Here is a 15,806-nt window from a genome sequence, read left to right as displayed (position 1 = left end):
CAATCCTCATGGTGCTGTTGTAGAACCTGCAAATTTAATTCATTACCGGCAAATGGCCCTCCCCACATTGCAGGAGGCCGTCATGCGTGTAATTGGTATAATTCGTGTATTATTGCACCTCTAAATAATATGCTGAAAGCAACATTTGATATTATTCCGGAAAATGCCCGGCAGGAAGAAATGCAGAACAGCCTGTTACTCATGGAAGTGGGTGAAAAGGTTTTTAGTTATGTGTTGTACAACAAGCAGGAGCAGCGTTTTATGGGCCTGCGTCAATACAACCTCGATTTTATGCCTGGCAAGCCGGTGATGGAAGCATTGCAGGAGATACTCGCCGGTGATGAATTGTTGCAGCTTTCCTACCGCGAGGCATTCGTTATTTATCATTATACTGATAGCAACCTGTTGCCGGAAAAACTCTTTCATATTGAACTGAATAAACCGGTGACCGAACTGGTTTTTGGCAATGCCCACAAAGGATTGCTGCTGAGCGAAAAGATACCCGGCTGGAACGTCTATAATATTTACCGCATTCCCCGGGAAGCCCATGCCCTGATGCAGCACAAATTTGCCGCCGGCAAATACTGGCACTACTATACCATCATGCTTTCCGGTATTGAAAAAGAATCATCCGGCGATGGCGTATTGAAAGTGATAGTAGCTTCCGACAGGATCATTGTAGCTGTGTTTAAGAAGCATGCCCTGCAACTGATACAAACCTACCAGTACGATACCCCCGATGACGTATCTTATCATTTGCTGGCCTTGTGCAACAGGTTTGATCTTGACAATGAACAGGTCATACTGAAAATATCAGGCTTACTGGATGAGCAATCCATCCTGTACCAGGAGTTGTTCAAGTATTTCCTCCACCTTGAATGGGAGGAAATCACTGAAAGCTCACGCCTGCATGAAGCATTTGAGTCCTATCCGGCGCACTATTTTTCACCCTTGCTGAACATGGCCTTATGCGTATAATCAGTGGCGAATTGGGAGGACGACGTATCAATCCACCGGCTAATATGCCGCATACACGTCCTACGACCGATATTGCCAAAGGAGGTCTTTTTAATATCCTGCAGAATAACCTGGATTTTGAGGCCCTCAAAACACTCGACATATTCGGCGGCACCGGCAGCATCAGTTATGAACTGGCTTCCCGCGGCGCCGAAGATTGTACCATCGTAGAGAAAGATCCCGTGATGTATGAGTTCATTAAGAAAACAGCCCAGGACCTGAAGCTCACCAATTTCAAGGTCATCAAAATGGAAGTGTTTAAATTCCTGGACCAGTGCACCGAACAGTTTGATTTTATATTTGCCGGTCCGCCCTATGCCCTCACCACTATTGATGAGCTGCCCAAAAAAGTGGTGGAAAGGCAATTGCTGAAGCCTGGTGGCTGGTTTGTACTGGAACATACACCCCGCAATAAGTACGAGAACTATCCCCTCTTTGTTACTGCCCGCAACTACGGAACCACTATTTTCAGCATTTTTGTAAATAAGTAAAGAATAGCTTCGGGCTTTGAGCTTCGAGCTACGAGCTTTTAGGCACATGTTGCTGTATTTGCTCGCAGCTCGCAGCTCGTGGCTCGTGGCTGAACAACCGCAGCTATGAACAAGATATTCATTACCGGTATCGGCACCGGCGTAGGTAAGACCCTCATCTCAGCCATAGTGACCAAAGCCCTGGAGGCGGATTACTGGAAGCCCATTCAGGCTGGTTACGAGGAAGGCACCGACAGCGAATATGTGCGCCATGCGCTAACGGATACTACATCGGTTATACATCCCGAAGTATACAAACTGAAGATGCCCGCATCCCCGCATATTGCCGCCAGGGAGGAAGGTATTACCATTTCTATTCAAAAAATTTGTGAGCAGGTTCCACCAATTAGTCGTAATTTGATCATCGAAGGCGCCGGAGGATTATTGGTCCCGTTGAACGGATCGGAATTTGTGGCAGACCTTGTAAAGGCCCTGGGAGCTGGCGTTATTTTGGTAAGTCGCAATTACCTGGGGAGTATTAACCATTCATTATTAACCGCCCGTGTGTGCAGGGAGATGAATTTGCCGGTATTGGGATGGATATTCAATGACCAGTATCTTCACTACGAAGAAGAGATCGTACACTGGAGCAACTACCCACTGATAGCATCTGTACCTTATACGAAAGCAGCAGACGGAAAATTTATCGAGGCGCAAGCGGCCACCCTTCAAAAGCGACTGAAAGGATTTCTATGATAAAAAGAACCGTTCGAAAGGAATACCTGCAACGCAGGATGGACATTCCCGAAGAAGATCTCCAGCAACAAACTGCCCTTATGGCGTTTAACTTTAAGAAGTTATCCTTCCCACCCGTTAAGTTCCTGATGTCTTTTTCACCCCTCCTGGCAAGGCGTGAATTCGATGTGTCTGTTTGTGAGGATATGCTCAAACAGCAAAATCCTTCCATGCAAACTGCCTGGCCCCGCATTGAAGAACATTCTTCCGAAATGGAAGCTTCCCTGGTGCAAAGAGGAGGCCTTTTTATCAAGAACAGGTTCAATGTACTGGAGCCCATCAGCGGCCATATCATAGAGCCCGAAATGCTGGATATGATATTTGTACCCCTGGTGGCATTTGATGAAAAAGGCTACCGCATAGGCTATGGCAAAGGGTATTATGACCGTTACCTGGCCCGTTGCCGCCATGATATCATACGCGTTGGATTCTCCTTTTTCGAAGCCGTACGGGGCATTGAGGACATCAACCAATTTGATGTACCTTTAAACTTTTGTATCACACCGTATCGTAATTATGAATTTTAACGCTCCACTGCTACGGCCCATACGAATATTATTATTCCCTTTTTCATTGGTTTACGGCGCTGTAATATGGTTGCGCAACAGGATGTTTGATAAGAATATTCTTAAATCATCTTCCTTCAACCTGCCAGTTATTTGCGTAGGCAACCTGTCTGCCGGAGGTACCGGTAAATCACCCATGGTAGAGTTTTTGCTGAAGATCCTCCATAGCCATATGGAAGTAGCCGTATTAAGCAGGGGATATAAACGCAAGACCAGGGGGTATGCCCTGGCCGGTGCAGGTACCACTGCCCTGGAAATAGGGGACGAACCTATGCAATTCCACCTCAAATTCCCGGAAGTGAGTATTGCCGTGGGAGAGGAGCGCGTAGTGGCCATTCCCCAGCTGCTCCATGATAAGCCCGGTACCCAGGTGATCGTGCTGGATGATGCTTTCCAGCACCGTACTGTGAAGGCAGGTCTTAATATCGTATTGACGGATTATAGCAACCTGTTTACCCGCGACTGGTTTCTGCCTACCGGTGACCTGCGCGATGAGAAGAACAGCTATAAAAGAGCCGATATACTGGTCGTTACCAAATGCCGGCCCGATCTTTCGCCGGAAGAAAGAAAGGCCATCCTGGAAGAAATACGCCCCCTGCCACACCAGCACGTATTTTTTTCTGCCATACGGTATGGCCTACCTTACCATATCCTTCACCGCAATGAGCTGCCGGTGAACGATTCCATGGAAGTATTGCTGGTAAGTGGCATTGCCAATCCTGCCCCCCTCAAAAGGTACCTGCAGGAAGTATCTAAAACCTACTATGAGATCCCGTACAGCGATCATCACATCTTCTCCATTGATGATCTGAAAGAGATCGTAAAACGGTTTGACAACATGCAAACCACCAACAAGATCATTCTCACCACCGAAAAAGATGCTGTACGGTTGGTAAAATTTGAACAACAATTAAAAGAATTGCCTGTGTATGTAATTCCGATAGAAGTGCAGTTCCTGTTCAACGAAGAACAGGTATTTAGTGATTTAATCACTACATTCATTAAGGAATTTACATTCAGGCCTTAAACACTTGCGATGAGTAAGAAACAATCAAAGAAGAGTAAGAACAAGCCTAAGAAGAAAAAAGGGTTTACTGATCAGGATTCCCTGAAAGGGGTATTGGATATCACCCGTTCCGGAGTAGGATACGTGGTCATACCCAACAATGCCGGTGATATACTGGTGCGCCCCGGCGATTTTAATACAGCCCTCCATGGCGATACCGTGCGTGTAAGAGTGGTCAATACCGGTGGCCGGCAAAGCAGCCGTCAGCAGGGCAAGATCGTGGAAGTAGTACAGCGTAAGCAAACCCAGTTCATGGGCAGGATAGAAGTGGGAAAGACCTTTGCGTTTTTCATTGCTGATGTAGACAAGCCCATGCCCGATATATTTGTGCCCCTCACCAGCCTCCACGAGGCGAAAGACAAGGACCGGGTGATCGTACGGATTGTGGAATGGCAGCCCAACAAAAAGCCTGTAGGCGAAGTGGTGCAGGTGATGCAGCCAGGCGATGACAATGACATTGCCATGAAGGAGATCCTCATGCAGAACGGGTTTCCCTTGGCCTTTTCCGATGATGTACTGGAAGAAACAGCCCGTATACCCGATATCATTCCCCAGGCGGAGATCAAGAACCGCAAGGATGTGCGGGAAACACTCACCTTCACCATCGATCCCGTAGATGCCAAGGATTTTGACGATGCTATCTCCTTCCGCATACTCAAGAATGGTAACTATGAGATCGGCGTGCACATTGCCGATGTAAGCCATTACGTAGAACCGGATACCGCACTGGACAAGGAAGCCTACGAAAGAGCTACCTCCGTGTACCTGCCAGACAGGGTACTGCCCATGCTGCCCGAAAGGATATCCAACGAATTGTGCTCCCTGCGTCCCAAAGAAGACAAGCTCACCTTTTCAGCCATCTTCCAGATCACCGACAAAGGCGATGTAAAACAACACTGGCTGGGCAAAACGATCATTCACTCCGATCATCGCTTTACCTACGAGCAGGTGCAGGAGATCATTGAGAAAGAAGAAGGTTTGTACAAAGATGAAGTACTTATTCTCAATACCCTGGCGCAGAAGTTTCGCAAAGCACGGTTCAGGAAAGGCGCTATTAATTTCTCTTCCCAGGAAGTGCGTTTCAAACTGGATGAGAAAGGGAAGCCCATTGGCATCATGATCAAAGAAAGCAAAGAGGCCCATCAATTGGTGGAGGAATTCATGCTGCTGGCCAACCGAACCGTTGCAGAGAGCGTTGCCAGGATCAAGTTCAATAAAAAAGAGATTCCCTTCCCATACCGGGTGCACGATACTCCCGATGAAAAGAAGCTGGAGCCCTTTGCCGCTTTTGCCCGTAAATACGGCCACGAGTTTGATACCAAATCACCCGAAGGCATTGCCAGGTCTTTCAACCAGATGCTGAAAGATGTACAGGGCAAGCCGGAGCAGCATGTGTTGGAACAACTGGGCATCCGCACCATGGCCAAAGCTATCTATACAGCAGAAAATATCGGTCACTATGGCCTGGGCTTTAAACAATACTGCCACTTCACTTCACCCATACGCCGGTACCCCGACGTAATGGTGCACCGTGTGTTGTTTGATATCCTCAATGAAAAGATTGAGCCCGATAAGAAGATGGAGCAGAAATGCAAACACTGCAGCGAAAAAGAACGCAGTGCCATGGAATCTGAAAGGGCAGCCAATAAATACAAGCAGGTAGAGTACATTCAGAATTTCCTGGGCGATGAGTTTGAAGGCGTCATCAGTGGCGTAGCTGCCTTTGGATTCTGGGTAGAGACCATCGAACACAAATGCGAAGGGCTGGTAAGCATCAACAGCCTGCTGGAATACGATGATTTCCGTCTTATAGAAGGCGATTACAGCCTGGCTGGTATGCGCAGTGGCCGTAAGTTCAGGATGGGCGATAAAGTGCGGATCAAAGTGATCGCAGCCAACCTCACCAAACGCCAGCTGGATTACGAGTGGGTGATCACCGCCACCGCCGGTGATGATAAAGTAGAGGCGGGTCTGCAAAAGCCATCCTATCCGATACCCAAAAGGGGCAAGGGCGGCAAACGCAAAAAATCATAACAGAAGGGACTTCCTTCCATGTGATCAGCTAATACCGAAGCAGTGGCCTCCAGGTCACTGCTTCATTTTAATATAGATCACATTGGGCTTTTGTTGGGCAGTACTACACTGCGCCAGCGCACCAATAAAGAATAGGAGCAAGCCTGTTTTTTTCATCCCGGTAATTTAGACAATGATATTCATTTTTTATCATTGCCAGCTACCGGCCACCGTGCAACCGGTTGCGCCGGATTGGCTCCCTTCTCCCTTCCCTTATTTTCTTTTGTTGAGCCAGATACCAAAACTGATACGCCCGGGAAAATAAAATTGATTGTTGTTATAGCTCGCTATTCCTTCATCATCAGTATACCTGCCTTCGATCATATAACCCAAACCTATGTTCATGTCTAAACTGAAGCGGCTCCTGAAATTACGTTGCAGGCCGAAGGTAGCACCGGTGGCATAGATGGCTCTTCGCTTCCGCTCAAACTCTCCGGAACTGTTGATATAATTTCTCCTGGGGAAACTACTCCTGAAAAAAGGCGCTATATAATTCAGGCTATTCATCGCCACCCGCTTGCCGCGTTCCTGCCGCCTGCGGAAATTGTAGTAATACCGGTATTCCAGCGAAAAGGTGGGGTCGAGATAAAGGAAAGAAAGAAAACCCAGGGAGGAAGAATAACCCACCCCTCCGGATATATCTAAAAATCCCTGGAGGTAGAGCGATTGGTATTTGGCTATCCGCTTTTCATAGCCGATACCAGGGCTTAGGATAGTGACTTTTGTAATGTTGGTGATGTCGGTAACTTCCGCATCCTGTGAAAAACACAACAGGCTGCTCAGCAAGAGCAGGATCGTGAAGGATAATTTTGATCGCATGGGTGGGGTTTACAATTTCAGCAGCAATAATAAGCGTGATTGTAAACAGCGATCTGTTAAGAAGCGCCTAAATGCCGTAAAAGCAGATGAATTGCCTGTTTTCCATGCTGAGTAGTAATAGGGCGCGAGCCGCCTTGGGCTAGTGCGAAGCCTGGTAATGCTTCTTCAGCACATCCCCGCCAAATTCGTTGTTCTTTTCCCGCCAGATCGCATGAATATGATTGCCTTCGTGATTGAATCCGCTGTTGTCAAACTCTATCAGGAAAGTAGGGCCATTGAGTACAAAGTAATGCGCCTTGTGTTCATCATAAGGGCCGATCCAGCCAAAATAAACTTTATCAATGCCGGCTTTGATGATCTTATCATATTCCACCATCGCTTTTTCATATTCCATGTTGAATACAAATTCCCGGATGATCTGCTTCAATACTTCCAGTTGTTGCTTATTCAGGGCGCTGCCTGGAAGACCCCAATAATCGATCAGCCGTTTGCCACTCTCGGCGGAGGTGATGATATCGCCCGGCACCGCCTGGCTCAGGGTAGCTTTTTGCTGCTGCGCCGGCGACAATAAATAGATCAGTTTAACGCCCAGGTCCTCTTCCTGTCCCAATATACGCCAGCCGGCATAATCTGAAATACTATATTCAGCCGGATCGCTGCCAATGAAAAATGGGGTAACTGCCAACTGCTGTTGGTGGAAGGTAAAGTTCAGCGAAAGGTGATGGCCTTCCAGTTTAAAACCCCAGGTGCTGTCTGAAGGATGATTGAACACTGCCAGGTAAAATTGCTGGTGGCTCCATTGCAGCGCCCGCATCCTGCTGTGCAGGTCTTCGTTGATCTCTTTCCGCTGTAACAAAGTATCATAATACATATTCAGCAGGTTGTCCATATGCATTACACCTGTAGCTTTCAGGTATCCTTGTGAACTTAAGGCAGCAGAAAGGATACGGTGTAATGATTTTCGCTGTACATCAGTGAGACTGCCGATATTGATACCTACCCGGGGCCGCAGGCCCACCGGCAGGTTATTCCATTCAGTACGCATGGTATCAGCAAAATCAACCAGCGCCCTTTTCTTTTGTAGAACGGTAAGGCCATCCACAAAAGAGGCGACTGACTTTCTTATCTCCGTATTATTATCCTGGCTATAACAATGGGTTACGATCAGCGAAGCAAGAACAAATAGCAAGCATTTTAGGGGCATATGGTGGGTTGATTGCTTACTAAATTAGTGTATTTATCACCATGCGCCGTAACCATTAAAAAAACACAGCCTGTCCGGGTTATCCGCACAGGGTGTTAGGCATTATCGTAGGCAGCTTGCAGGTCTTTAATAACGATCTTACTCATTCCCATCATCACCTTCATCACACTGTTGGCTTTCTTTTGATCCTTATCCATTAATAGCTTCGGTAAGAGACGTGGTGTAATTTGCCAGGACAAGCCAAACTTGTCTTTCAGCCAGCCGCACATACTCTTTTCTCCGCCTTTGGATAGCTTTTCCCACAAATCATCTATTTCTTCCTGTGTATTCGCATTCACCATGATGGAAACAGCTTCTGTGAATTTGAATTCCGGACCACCATTCAGGGCAACAAATTCCTGCCCGTATAGGTAAAAGGTGGAGGTCAATACGGCGCCTTTATGACCCGGTTTTTCCTCTGGCCAGCGCATTATGTCACCCTGTTGCAGGTTATCCTTAAAAATAGACGCATAGAATTGAACCGCTTCTTCGGCGTTGTTGTCAAACCACAGGCAGGTGGCCAGTTTTTGTTCGTTTTGATTCATAGCTATTCGTTTTTTGTTTTGTAACACAAACTTACCCCCTTGAAACAGTATCCAGGAGGTGTTGGAATGCCTTTCTTAAGGGGCAAATGCGACAGGCGAATGGCCTCCCACGGTAGTTAAAGGCCCCCCATTGGCCTGCGCATGGCCTACGCATGGTCTACGGCTTGCCTCCGTATTGCCTGACCGCTCAATGAAAAGGGGCCATTGTTCTAAGGGGCGTAGGCAATACGGAGAAAATATGCAGGCCATGTTCAGGCAACTTCACCAGGCTCCCCCTTCCGGCATGGAATTTAATAGAACCAAGACGAAAGAAATGGCGCTTTCGCGTTAGAGGTAGCCAGGAGGCGTTTTAAGAGCAGCTAGGGGCGATGCAAGGGTTTGTGTGGCGGGAGCGAGATCGGGGCGTAATGAGGCTGTAATTCGGTTTGGCAGATCAGTAATGACCATCCTGTGGTGTGAATTTACTTATTTGTGGTGGCAAGCGCCCGGTATGATTTTTTCATATACTCCGGTACTCAAACCAAACCCCATTTGTTATGACTGCTAATACAACTCAAGACAACAAAGTGAAGAAAGCGCTAATCATTGAAGATGAAGGCGATATGTGCCTGTTGCTCAACATCCTGCTGGATGGAAAGGGAATGGAAGTGGATCATGTACAAAGCCTTTCAGCAGCTGAGGAATATCTTCTACAGGAAAAACCAGCGATCATTTTATTGGACAATCGTCTGCCCGATGGTTTCGGCATTGATTTCATCAGTCTTTTTAAAGAAAGATCGCCTGCATCAAAGATTATTATGATATCCGGAATAGATGCTTCTGCCAAAGATGTAGCGCTGGAAAACGGAGCAGATATCTTCCTGGAAAAGCCTTTCACCAGGGCCCAGCTTTATGAGTCCGTCAACGAACTGCTCAACTAGTATTCCCTGTTTTATTAATCGATAACTAAAGTTCAACGCTGTATGGTTTGAAACAGATCCGTACAGCGTTGCCTGTTTTTAAGCTTAAGGGTGCACACACTTATACCAGTTGCCCGGGCGCAGGTATTTAATGCCCCTGCGGGTATAAAACCGGGTGAGTATCTGCCGGCCTGTGGCATCATTGATCTGGAAATGTAAATGCGGGAAAGCTGTATAACCGGTATTGCCGGAGGCGCCGATCACTTGTCCTTGTTGTACCGTATCACCCACCTTAACAAATACACCATCTTTTTCCAGGTGCCAGTACTTGGCAATGCTGCCATCGGTATGTTGGACGATAATATAATTGCCATCATGCAGGTTCTCTTCTTTGAGACCGCCTTTATCACTGTCGCCACGGGCCGAAGTAACGATGCCGCCACGGGCGGCACAGATCTTACTACCTTTCTTCATTTTAAAGTCCAATGATAATTCCTCTTTATGGCTTATCTGGCTATTCGATGCCTGGATCAGCAGGAAGCTCTTTTTCTCAGCATAAGGTAGCCAGTAAATATAACTGGTGTCCTCTTTCCTGCGCCCCGTTTTCAGGTCCATGATTTCCCGGTCCGATAACTGGGCCAGGCCGGTGTAGAACAAAAGCAGGAATATACAGGAGGTGAGCAACTTCATGTTTGGGGTTTTGCGCAGTAAATGGTTAATATTGTTCCCGGAACAAATGACCACAGACCAAATAATATTTTCAATTTATGAAATGTTCAAAAGCGGGCCAATTTTATGGTAAAACCAATGAAACGGTTTTCCTCGACGGACTCATTTTGAACGATGCAGATTACCTGCACGACAGGGTAGACTGGCATTACCATGAGAACGCTTACTTTACTTTTATCCTGCAAGGGAGTGTGCTGGAAGGCAATAAAAAAGCCATTAATGAATGTACTGCCGGCAGCCTGCTCTTTCACCATTGGCAGGATGCACACTATAATGTCGGATCGAAAGAATTTACCCGTGGTTTTCATGTGGAAATAAAGCCCTCCTGGTTTGCTGCTTTCGATATCCCGGCTACAGTTACCGAGGGTAGCCTCAATATTGCCGATCCGGCCGTGAAAATATTAATGTACAGCATTTTTAAAGAAACCAAACTGGCCGGTAAAGCAGGGCAATTGGCCATTGATGCTTTACTGATCGAAATCTTTGGATTGCTATCAAAGGCCACAAAAGATGCCGGTAAAAGAAAACCGCAATGGGTGAATAAGGTCAAAGATGCTTTACATGCGGCGCCGGATAGCTGGCAATTGATCGACCTGGCCAGGCTGGGGAATATCCATCCTGTTCACCTGTCGAGGGATTTCCCAAAATACTTTCATGCTACCCTGGGCGATTATATACGATCCATTAAAATTCAGCGGGCGCTTTCATTGCTTCCCAACAAAGACCTTTCCCTCACAGATATTGCCATTGAATGTGACTTTGCCGATCAAAGCCATTTTATCAGGTCTTTCAAAGCCTCCCAGCAACTTACTCCATTACGCTACCGGAAACTATTGTTAAAAAAAGAGCCACGTTAAGAACGTTCTATTTTTCGCCATGTACGGATAGTAGTTTTGTGCCCAGCCATGAATAAACACCTCCTTATGCGCCTGCAAGTATTTGTTTTTTTATTACTGCAACTCACCGTTTTGAAACTGGATGCCCAACAAAGTCTTTTTGTTAAAGACCAGGGTATCACCTCCCGTGTTCACCAGGACAATATGGGTAAGATCATTTTTACTTCCAGGGATATTGCTTTGACAGAGCTGACAGAAAAGGATTTCCTGAGCAACTATCAATTGACCAATAAAAGCAACCTGTTCATCACCGTCTTTATGCCTCATTCGCTCACGAATTACATGCATCAGCTGGCGCCTGCACTAACTGCCGACAGCCTGGTAAAGGTGGGCAATTACCAGTTCGCTTTATTGGTTGACAATAACCTGGTGTACCGGAGTAATTTAATGCCTGGTGCTCCTTATGCCCAAATACAAGATACGGTAACCGCATTTTGCAAGCCCCTCATCAATGACAAGGGATCACTCTGGAGTCAATCCTATTGGGGGCGTTTTATGCGCAATGGGGGAGACAGCGCCCTGACGGAAGGAAAACATGTATTGAGTATGGAGATCAGGCCCTATGTGCAATTGGCCGGCAAGACAGTGGTAGGCGATATCATTGCTGCAGGAACATTACCCATGCAGGTATACAGAAAACCCCGGATAGATATTACCCGCATTCGCTTGAATAAGATCAGGCCTTATGATGGGTTTGATGTGTCGAAAGAAAAGATTGACAGCAATAAGATAAAAACACTGATCGGGAATATCAATGAAGGCGTGTTTAAAGGCATCAACGGCATCGTGGTGATCGATAAAGGTAAATTACTTATCGAAGAATATTTCAACGGCGAGGACCGGAGTAACCTGCACGATCCCCGGTCGGTAGGGAAAACTTTTGCTTCTACCATCACCGGTATTGCTATAGAAGAAGGTTACCTGAAAAATGAGCAGCAGCAGCTCAAAGAGTTTTACAACCTCCGGTCATTCGCCAACTATGCCATTCAAAAGGAAGAAGTTGCCATAAAAGACCTGCTTACCATGAGTTCTGTTTTCGATGGTGATGACAATACCGACTCTCCCGGAAACGAAGAAAATATGTATCCTACTGATAATTGGGTAAAATTTACCCTGGACCTGCCGGTAAACCTGGAAAGACCTAAAGAGCAATGGCATTATTTTACGGCGGGTGTGATGTTGCTGGGAGATATTTTGCACAAAACTGTTCCCGGCGGGCTTGAAAAATATGCTGATGAAAAGCTTTTTAAGCCTTTGCATATTACCCATTATCAGTGGCAATACACTCCTCAGCATGTTGCCAACACGGCTGGCGGCATACAGTTGTGTGCATTGGATTTTGCCAAATATGGCCAGCTGTACAAAAATGAAGGGAAGTGGCAGGGAAAGCAGATCATCCCCCGGGAATGGGTACATAAGTCATTCACCAAACAAAGGGTACTTCCCAATGCCAGCGATGAATATTATGGCTACCTGTTCTGGAATAAAAAGTATACGGTGGGAGGCAAAAGCTATGAGGCTTTTTATTGCACGGGGAATGGCGGAAATAAAATATTCGTTTTTAAGGATCAGCCTTGGGTCATCGTCATCACAGCCAGTGCCTATGGCCAACCCTATGCACATCCCCAGGTAGATAAAATGATGGCCGAATATATTTTACCCGCTATTATTAATAAGGATCAACAATAGCTGGAGAATCGCTCTCCCGGACCCGTCAGTTTTTCAATTGTTGAACGCTTTCCCCTCTCAACTTTTCAGCCTATCTTGCATTCCTTACTTCACCACCATGCATGCATTTGAAGAGTTGTCCAAAGAGTTTGCACAAAAGTTCAGCGTCCGGCATTTTCCCGAGCAGCCTGCTTCGTTGTATGATCCCAATGAGTATTTCCTGAGCCTGGGCGGTAAAAGGGTGCGGCCCATCCTCTGCCTCATGGGTAATGAACTCTTCGATGAAATTGTACCCGATGCCTGGCATATAGCTACTGCCATCGAACTCTTTCACAACTTTACCCTCATCCATGATGATATCATGGACAAAGCGCCCCTGCGTAGGAATATGCCCACCGTGCATGAGAAATATGGCGACTCAACCGCTTTGCTGGCTGGTGATGTAATGTTGGTAGCCGCTTATGACTACCTCAACAAAGTGAAGTCAGAACAACAGCGAAAGATCATCAGTCTTTTCAATAGAACAGCGAGAGAGGTATGTGAAGGTCAGCAGATCGACATGGATTTTGAGAAACAGGAAACCGTGCACCTCGATGAGTACCTCCGCATGATAGAGCTGAAGACCTCCGTTTTACTGGCTGCCAGCCTCCAGATGGGCGCCATCCTCGGCGGCGCCTCCAGGGGCAACCAGGACGACCTGTATGCTTTTGGGCGCGAGCTGGGCATCGCCTTCCAGGTGCAGGATGATTACCTCGATTGTTTTGGTGATCCGGCCAAATTTGGTAAACAGGTGGGCGGCGATATCCTCGCCAACAAAAAGACCTTCCTCGTCATCAAAACCCTGGAATCAGGTACGCCCGCCCAGGTAAAAGAGTTGAAACGCCTGATGCAGGAAAACCCGTCCGATAAAGTGGCGCGCGTACTGGCCATTTTCCAGGAGGGTGGGGTGGACAAATGGGCATTCGATCTCAAAGAACAATACATCACCAGCGCCTTTCAGCACCTCGATAATATTGCTGTACTTTCCGGTCGCAAGGAACCTCTAACCAAACTGGCCCATTTTCTGGTGCAACGTGACTATTGATGTTAGACCTGCCTCATTTCCTGTTTTTTCCCTAATTTCCACCCCTTAAACCCAACACCAGCATGGCCAATTCATTGTTCCGTACTAAGAAAGTCGATTCTATTCTGGCAGAAGGAGGGGACGGAGAGCATGCATCAGGATTAAAGCGGGTATTGACTGTAAAAGACCTTACTTTCTTTGGTATAGCCGCCATTATCGGTGCCGGCAGCTTCAGTAGTTTGGGCGAAGCCTGCTTTAAAGGAGGTCCCGGTGTAGTGATATTGTTTATCATCTGCGGTATTGCCTGCGGATTTACCGCTTTTTGTTATTCTGAATTTGCCAGCCGCATTCCGGTGGCGGGTAGTGCTTATACCTATGCTTATGCTTCTTTTGGGGAGCTCTTTGCCTGGATCATTGGCTGGGCCCTGGTGATGGAATATTCGATCGGCAATATCTATGTGGCATTTTCCTGGAGTGATTATTTTACTTCCCTCATGCACAGGCTGCATATTCATATACCCGATTATCTTGCCTGCAGCTACCTCGAAGCCAAAAAAGCAGTCCTCAACGGTTCTTCCAATGCCGAATTGATCGGCGCCTGGAATACTGCCCCCATGATCGGGAGTCTGCGTATCATCCTTGACCTGCCCGCGCTTATTATTAATATATTTATTACTATTCTCGTTTATATTGGCATCAAAGAATCGCGCAATTTCAGCAATGCCATGGTGATCCTGAAACTGGCTGTGGTGGCCCTGGTGATCATTGTGGGTGCTGCCTATATCAATACCGACAACTGGTTCCCGGCCAATGATGCCGGTGTGCAATCTTTTATGCCCAATGGATTTGGCGGGGTGATGGCTGCTGTATCAGGTGTATTCTTCGCTTATATTGGTTTTGATGCCGTAAGTGTACTGGCCGAAGAAAGTAAGAACCCCCAGCGCGACCTGCCAAGGGGCATGTCCTGGTCATTGATCATCTGTACCGGTGTATACATCCTGCTGGCATTGGTATTGACCGGTGTGCTGAACTACCGCCAGTTTGAAGGCGTAGGTGATCCCCTGGCGAAAATATTTGAAGTAAAAGGAGTGGCCTGGATGCAATTCCTGGTGGCCATTTGTGCCGTCATAGCCATGACCAGCGTATTGCTGGTATTCCAGATGGGCCAGCCCCGTATATGGATGAGTATGAGCCGCGATGGATTGCTGCCCCCCGTATTTCAACGCATTCACCACAAGTTCAAAACGCCTTCTTTCGCTACCATCCTTACCGGCCTGGTAGTAGGTATACCCATACTGTTTACAGATAAATCTTTTGTACTGGACTTTACCAGCATTGCCACCTTATTTGCTTTTGTACTGGTATGTGGTGGGGTATTGTTATTGCCACGCAGGGAAAAGACCCCCGGCCGTTTCAATATGCCCTTTATCAATGGCCAGTTTATTTATCCTGTAATAATAACAGCAGCGGTGACTTTTATAGGAATTGGAACTGATAGCGGAAATTGGCTAATCAAAGGTTTGATCCCCGCTATATTAGTGGCGATTTATATTGCATTGCCTGCGTTAATAGGCTCTTTGAGGAAATGGTTTTATCCTATAGCAACATTTATTGTACTTGGCATTGCATATTCATTTGCATGGAGTTATTTTAATTCTTTATTTAATTTTGATTTTTCTTATGATCCTGCCTATATAAATCATGAGATGTCATTTATGGACCTGGCTATTCCCAAAATATCGTTGATCATTTTTTGGCTCACCTGCCTGGTTCTGAGCGTAATCACCGCCTTCAAAAAATACTCTTTGATCCCCCTGATGGGTGTTACCACTTGTCTGTACCTCCTTACCGGCATGACCAAAAGCAACTGGGCATGGTTCCTCGGCTGGCTGGCATTGGGCCTTGTTATCTATTTTACCTATGGTTATAAGAAAAGCAAATTGGCCAAAAACTAAGT

Annotated in this window: 15 protein-coding genes; 11 read left to right on the top strand and 4 right to left on the bottom strand. The window is 46.7% G+C overall.

Translation table 11 applies throughout. From position 1 onward, the window contains the following. The first annotated feature begins 129 nt into the window (after positions 1–129). The 6 genes from D3H65_RS13745 to rnr all read left to right on the top strand — a co-directional run bounded on the left by D3H65_RS13745 (position 130) and on the right by rnr (position 5,948). Positions 130–978 carry a DUF3822 family protein gene (locus D3H65_RS13745; protein WP_162915620.1) on the top strand — a complete coding sequence of 283 codons (849 nt, stop codon included), beginning with the start codon at positions 130–132 and terminating at the stop codon, positions 976–978. Next, positions 969–1,508: an RsmD family RNA methyltransferase gene (locus D3H65_RS13740; RefSeq protein WP_119050865.1), complete on the top strand. Its 540-nt coding sequence runs from the start codon at positions 969–971 to the stop codon at positions 1,506–1,508. Before D3H65_RS13745 ends, D3H65_RS13740 begins: the two co-directional genes overlap by 10 nt. A 105-nt stretch (positions 1,509–1,613) precedes the next feature. Next, positions 1,614–2,243, top strand: a complete 630-nt coding sequence (gene bioD / locus D3H65_RS13735; RefSeq protein WP_119050864.1) for a dethiobiotin synthase — start codon at positions 1,614–1,616, stop codon at positions 2,241–2,243. Beyond that, entirely contained in the window at positions 2,240–2,809 is a 570-nt protein-coding gene (locus D3H65_RS13730) for a 5-formyltetrahydrofolate cyclo-ligase (RefSeq protein WP_119050863.1), read from the top strand. Before bioD ends, D3H65_RS13730 begins: the two co-directional genes overlap by 4 nt. Continuing rightward, on the top strand, positions 2,799–3,875 hold the full coding sequence (gene lpxK, locus D3H65_RS13725) for a tetraacyldisaccharide 4'-kinase (RefSeq protein ID WP_119050862.1): 1,077 nt from the start codon (positions 2,799–2,801) through the stop codon (positions 3,873–3,875). Before D3H65_RS13730 ends, lpxK begins: the two co-directional genes overlap by 11 nt. Before the next feature lie 9 nt (positions 3,876–3,884). Further along, positions 3,885–5,948, top strand: coding sequence for a ribonuclease R (rnr, locus tag D3H65_RS13720; RefSeq protein WP_119050861.1), 2,064 nt, complete (start codon positions 3,885–3,887; stop codon positions 5,946–5,948). A 252-nt stretch (positions 5,949–6,200) separates the two neighbouring features. Here the strand turns inward: rnr and D3H65_RS13715 are convergent, their stop codons facing one another. The 3 genes from D3H65_RS13715 to D3H65_RS13705 all read right to left on the bottom strand — a co-directional run bounded on the left by D3H65_RS13715 (position 6,201) and on the right by D3H65_RS13705 (position 8,594). After that, positions 6,201–6,806 carry a DUF3575 domain-containing protein gene (locus D3H65_RS13715; protein ID WP_119050860.1) on the bottom strand — a complete coding sequence of 202 codons (606 nt, stop codon included), beginning with the start codon at positions 6,804–6,806 and terminating at the stop codon, positions 6,201–6,203. Between the two features lie 139 nt (positions 6,807–6,945). Next, positions 6,946–8,010: a DUF3500 domain-containing protein gene (locus D3H65_RS13710; protein WP_119050859.1), complete on the bottom strand. Its 1,065-nt coding sequence runs from the start codon at positions 8,008–8,010 to the stop codon at positions 6,946–6,948. Between the two features lie 95 nt (positions 8,011–8,105). Then, positions 8,106–8,594 (bottom strand): VOC family protein, encoded by a 489-nt coding sequence (locus tag D3H65_RS13705; RefSeq protein ID WP_119050858.1) that lies wholly within the window; start codon positions 8,592–8,594, stop codon positions 8,106–8,108. Positions 8,595–9,130: 536 nt separating this feature from the next. Between D3H65_RS13705 and D3H65_RS13700 the strand changes: the two genes are divergently transcribed. Further along, positions 9,131–9,514, top strand: coding sequence for a response regulator (locus tag D3H65_RS13700; RefSeq protein ID WP_119050857.1), 384 nt, complete (start codon positions 9,131–9,133; stop codon positions 9,512–9,514). 84 nt (positions 9,515–9,598) lie between these two features. Here D3H65_RS13700 and D3H65_RS33300 read toward each other — a convergent pair whose 3' ends face one another. Beyond that, positions 9,599–10,183, bottom strand: coding sequence for a M23 family metallopeptidase (locus D3H65_RS33300; RefSeq protein ID WP_119050856.1), 585 nt, complete (start codon positions 10,181–10,183; stop codon positions 9,599–9,601). A 77-nt stretch (positions 10,184–10,260) separates the two neighbouring features. Between D3H65_RS33300 and D3H65_RS13690 the strand changes: the two genes are divergently transcribed. The 4 genes from D3H65_RS13690 (at position 10,261) to D3H65_RS13675 (ending at position 15,804) form a co-directional block, all read left to right on the top strand. Beyond that, positions 10,261–11,079: a helix-turn-helix domain-containing protein gene (locus D3H65_RS13690; protein ID WP_119050855.1), complete on the top strand. Its 819-nt coding sequence runs from the start codon at positions 10,261–10,263 to the stop codon at positions 11,077–11,079. Positions 11,080–11,145: 66 nt separating this feature from the next. Continuing rightward, the gene (locus tag D3H65_RS13685; RefSeq protein ID WP_119050854.1) at positions 11,146–12,807 is read left to right on the top strand and encodes a serine hydrolase domain-containing protein; all 1,662 of its coding nucleotides are present in this window, start codon (positions 11,146–11,148) and stop codon (positions 12,805–12,807) included. A 97-nt stretch (positions 12,808–12,904) separates the two neighbouring features. Continuing rightward, positions 12,905–13,870 carry a polyprenyl synthetase family protein gene (locus D3H65_RS13680; protein WP_119050853.1) on the top strand — a complete coding sequence of 322 codons (966 nt, stop codon included), beginning with the start codon at positions 12,905–12,907 and terminating at the stop codon, positions 13,868–13,870. Positions 13,871–13,932: 62 nt separating this feature from the next. Further along, positions 13,933–15,804 (top strand): amino acid permease, encoded by a 1,872-nt coding sequence (locus D3H65_RS13675; RefSeq protein WP_119050852.1) that lies wholly within the window; start codon positions 13,933–13,935, stop codon positions 15,802–15,804. Positions 15,805–15,806: the final 2 nt, after the last annotated feature.

It is taken from the genome of Paraflavitalea soli (genome assembly GCF_003555545.1).
GTDB lineage: Bacteria > Bacteroidota > Bacteroidia > Chitinophagales > Chitinophagaceae > Paraflavitalea > Paraflavitalea soli.
This window is presented reverse-complemented; position numbering and strand designations above follow the sequence as displayed.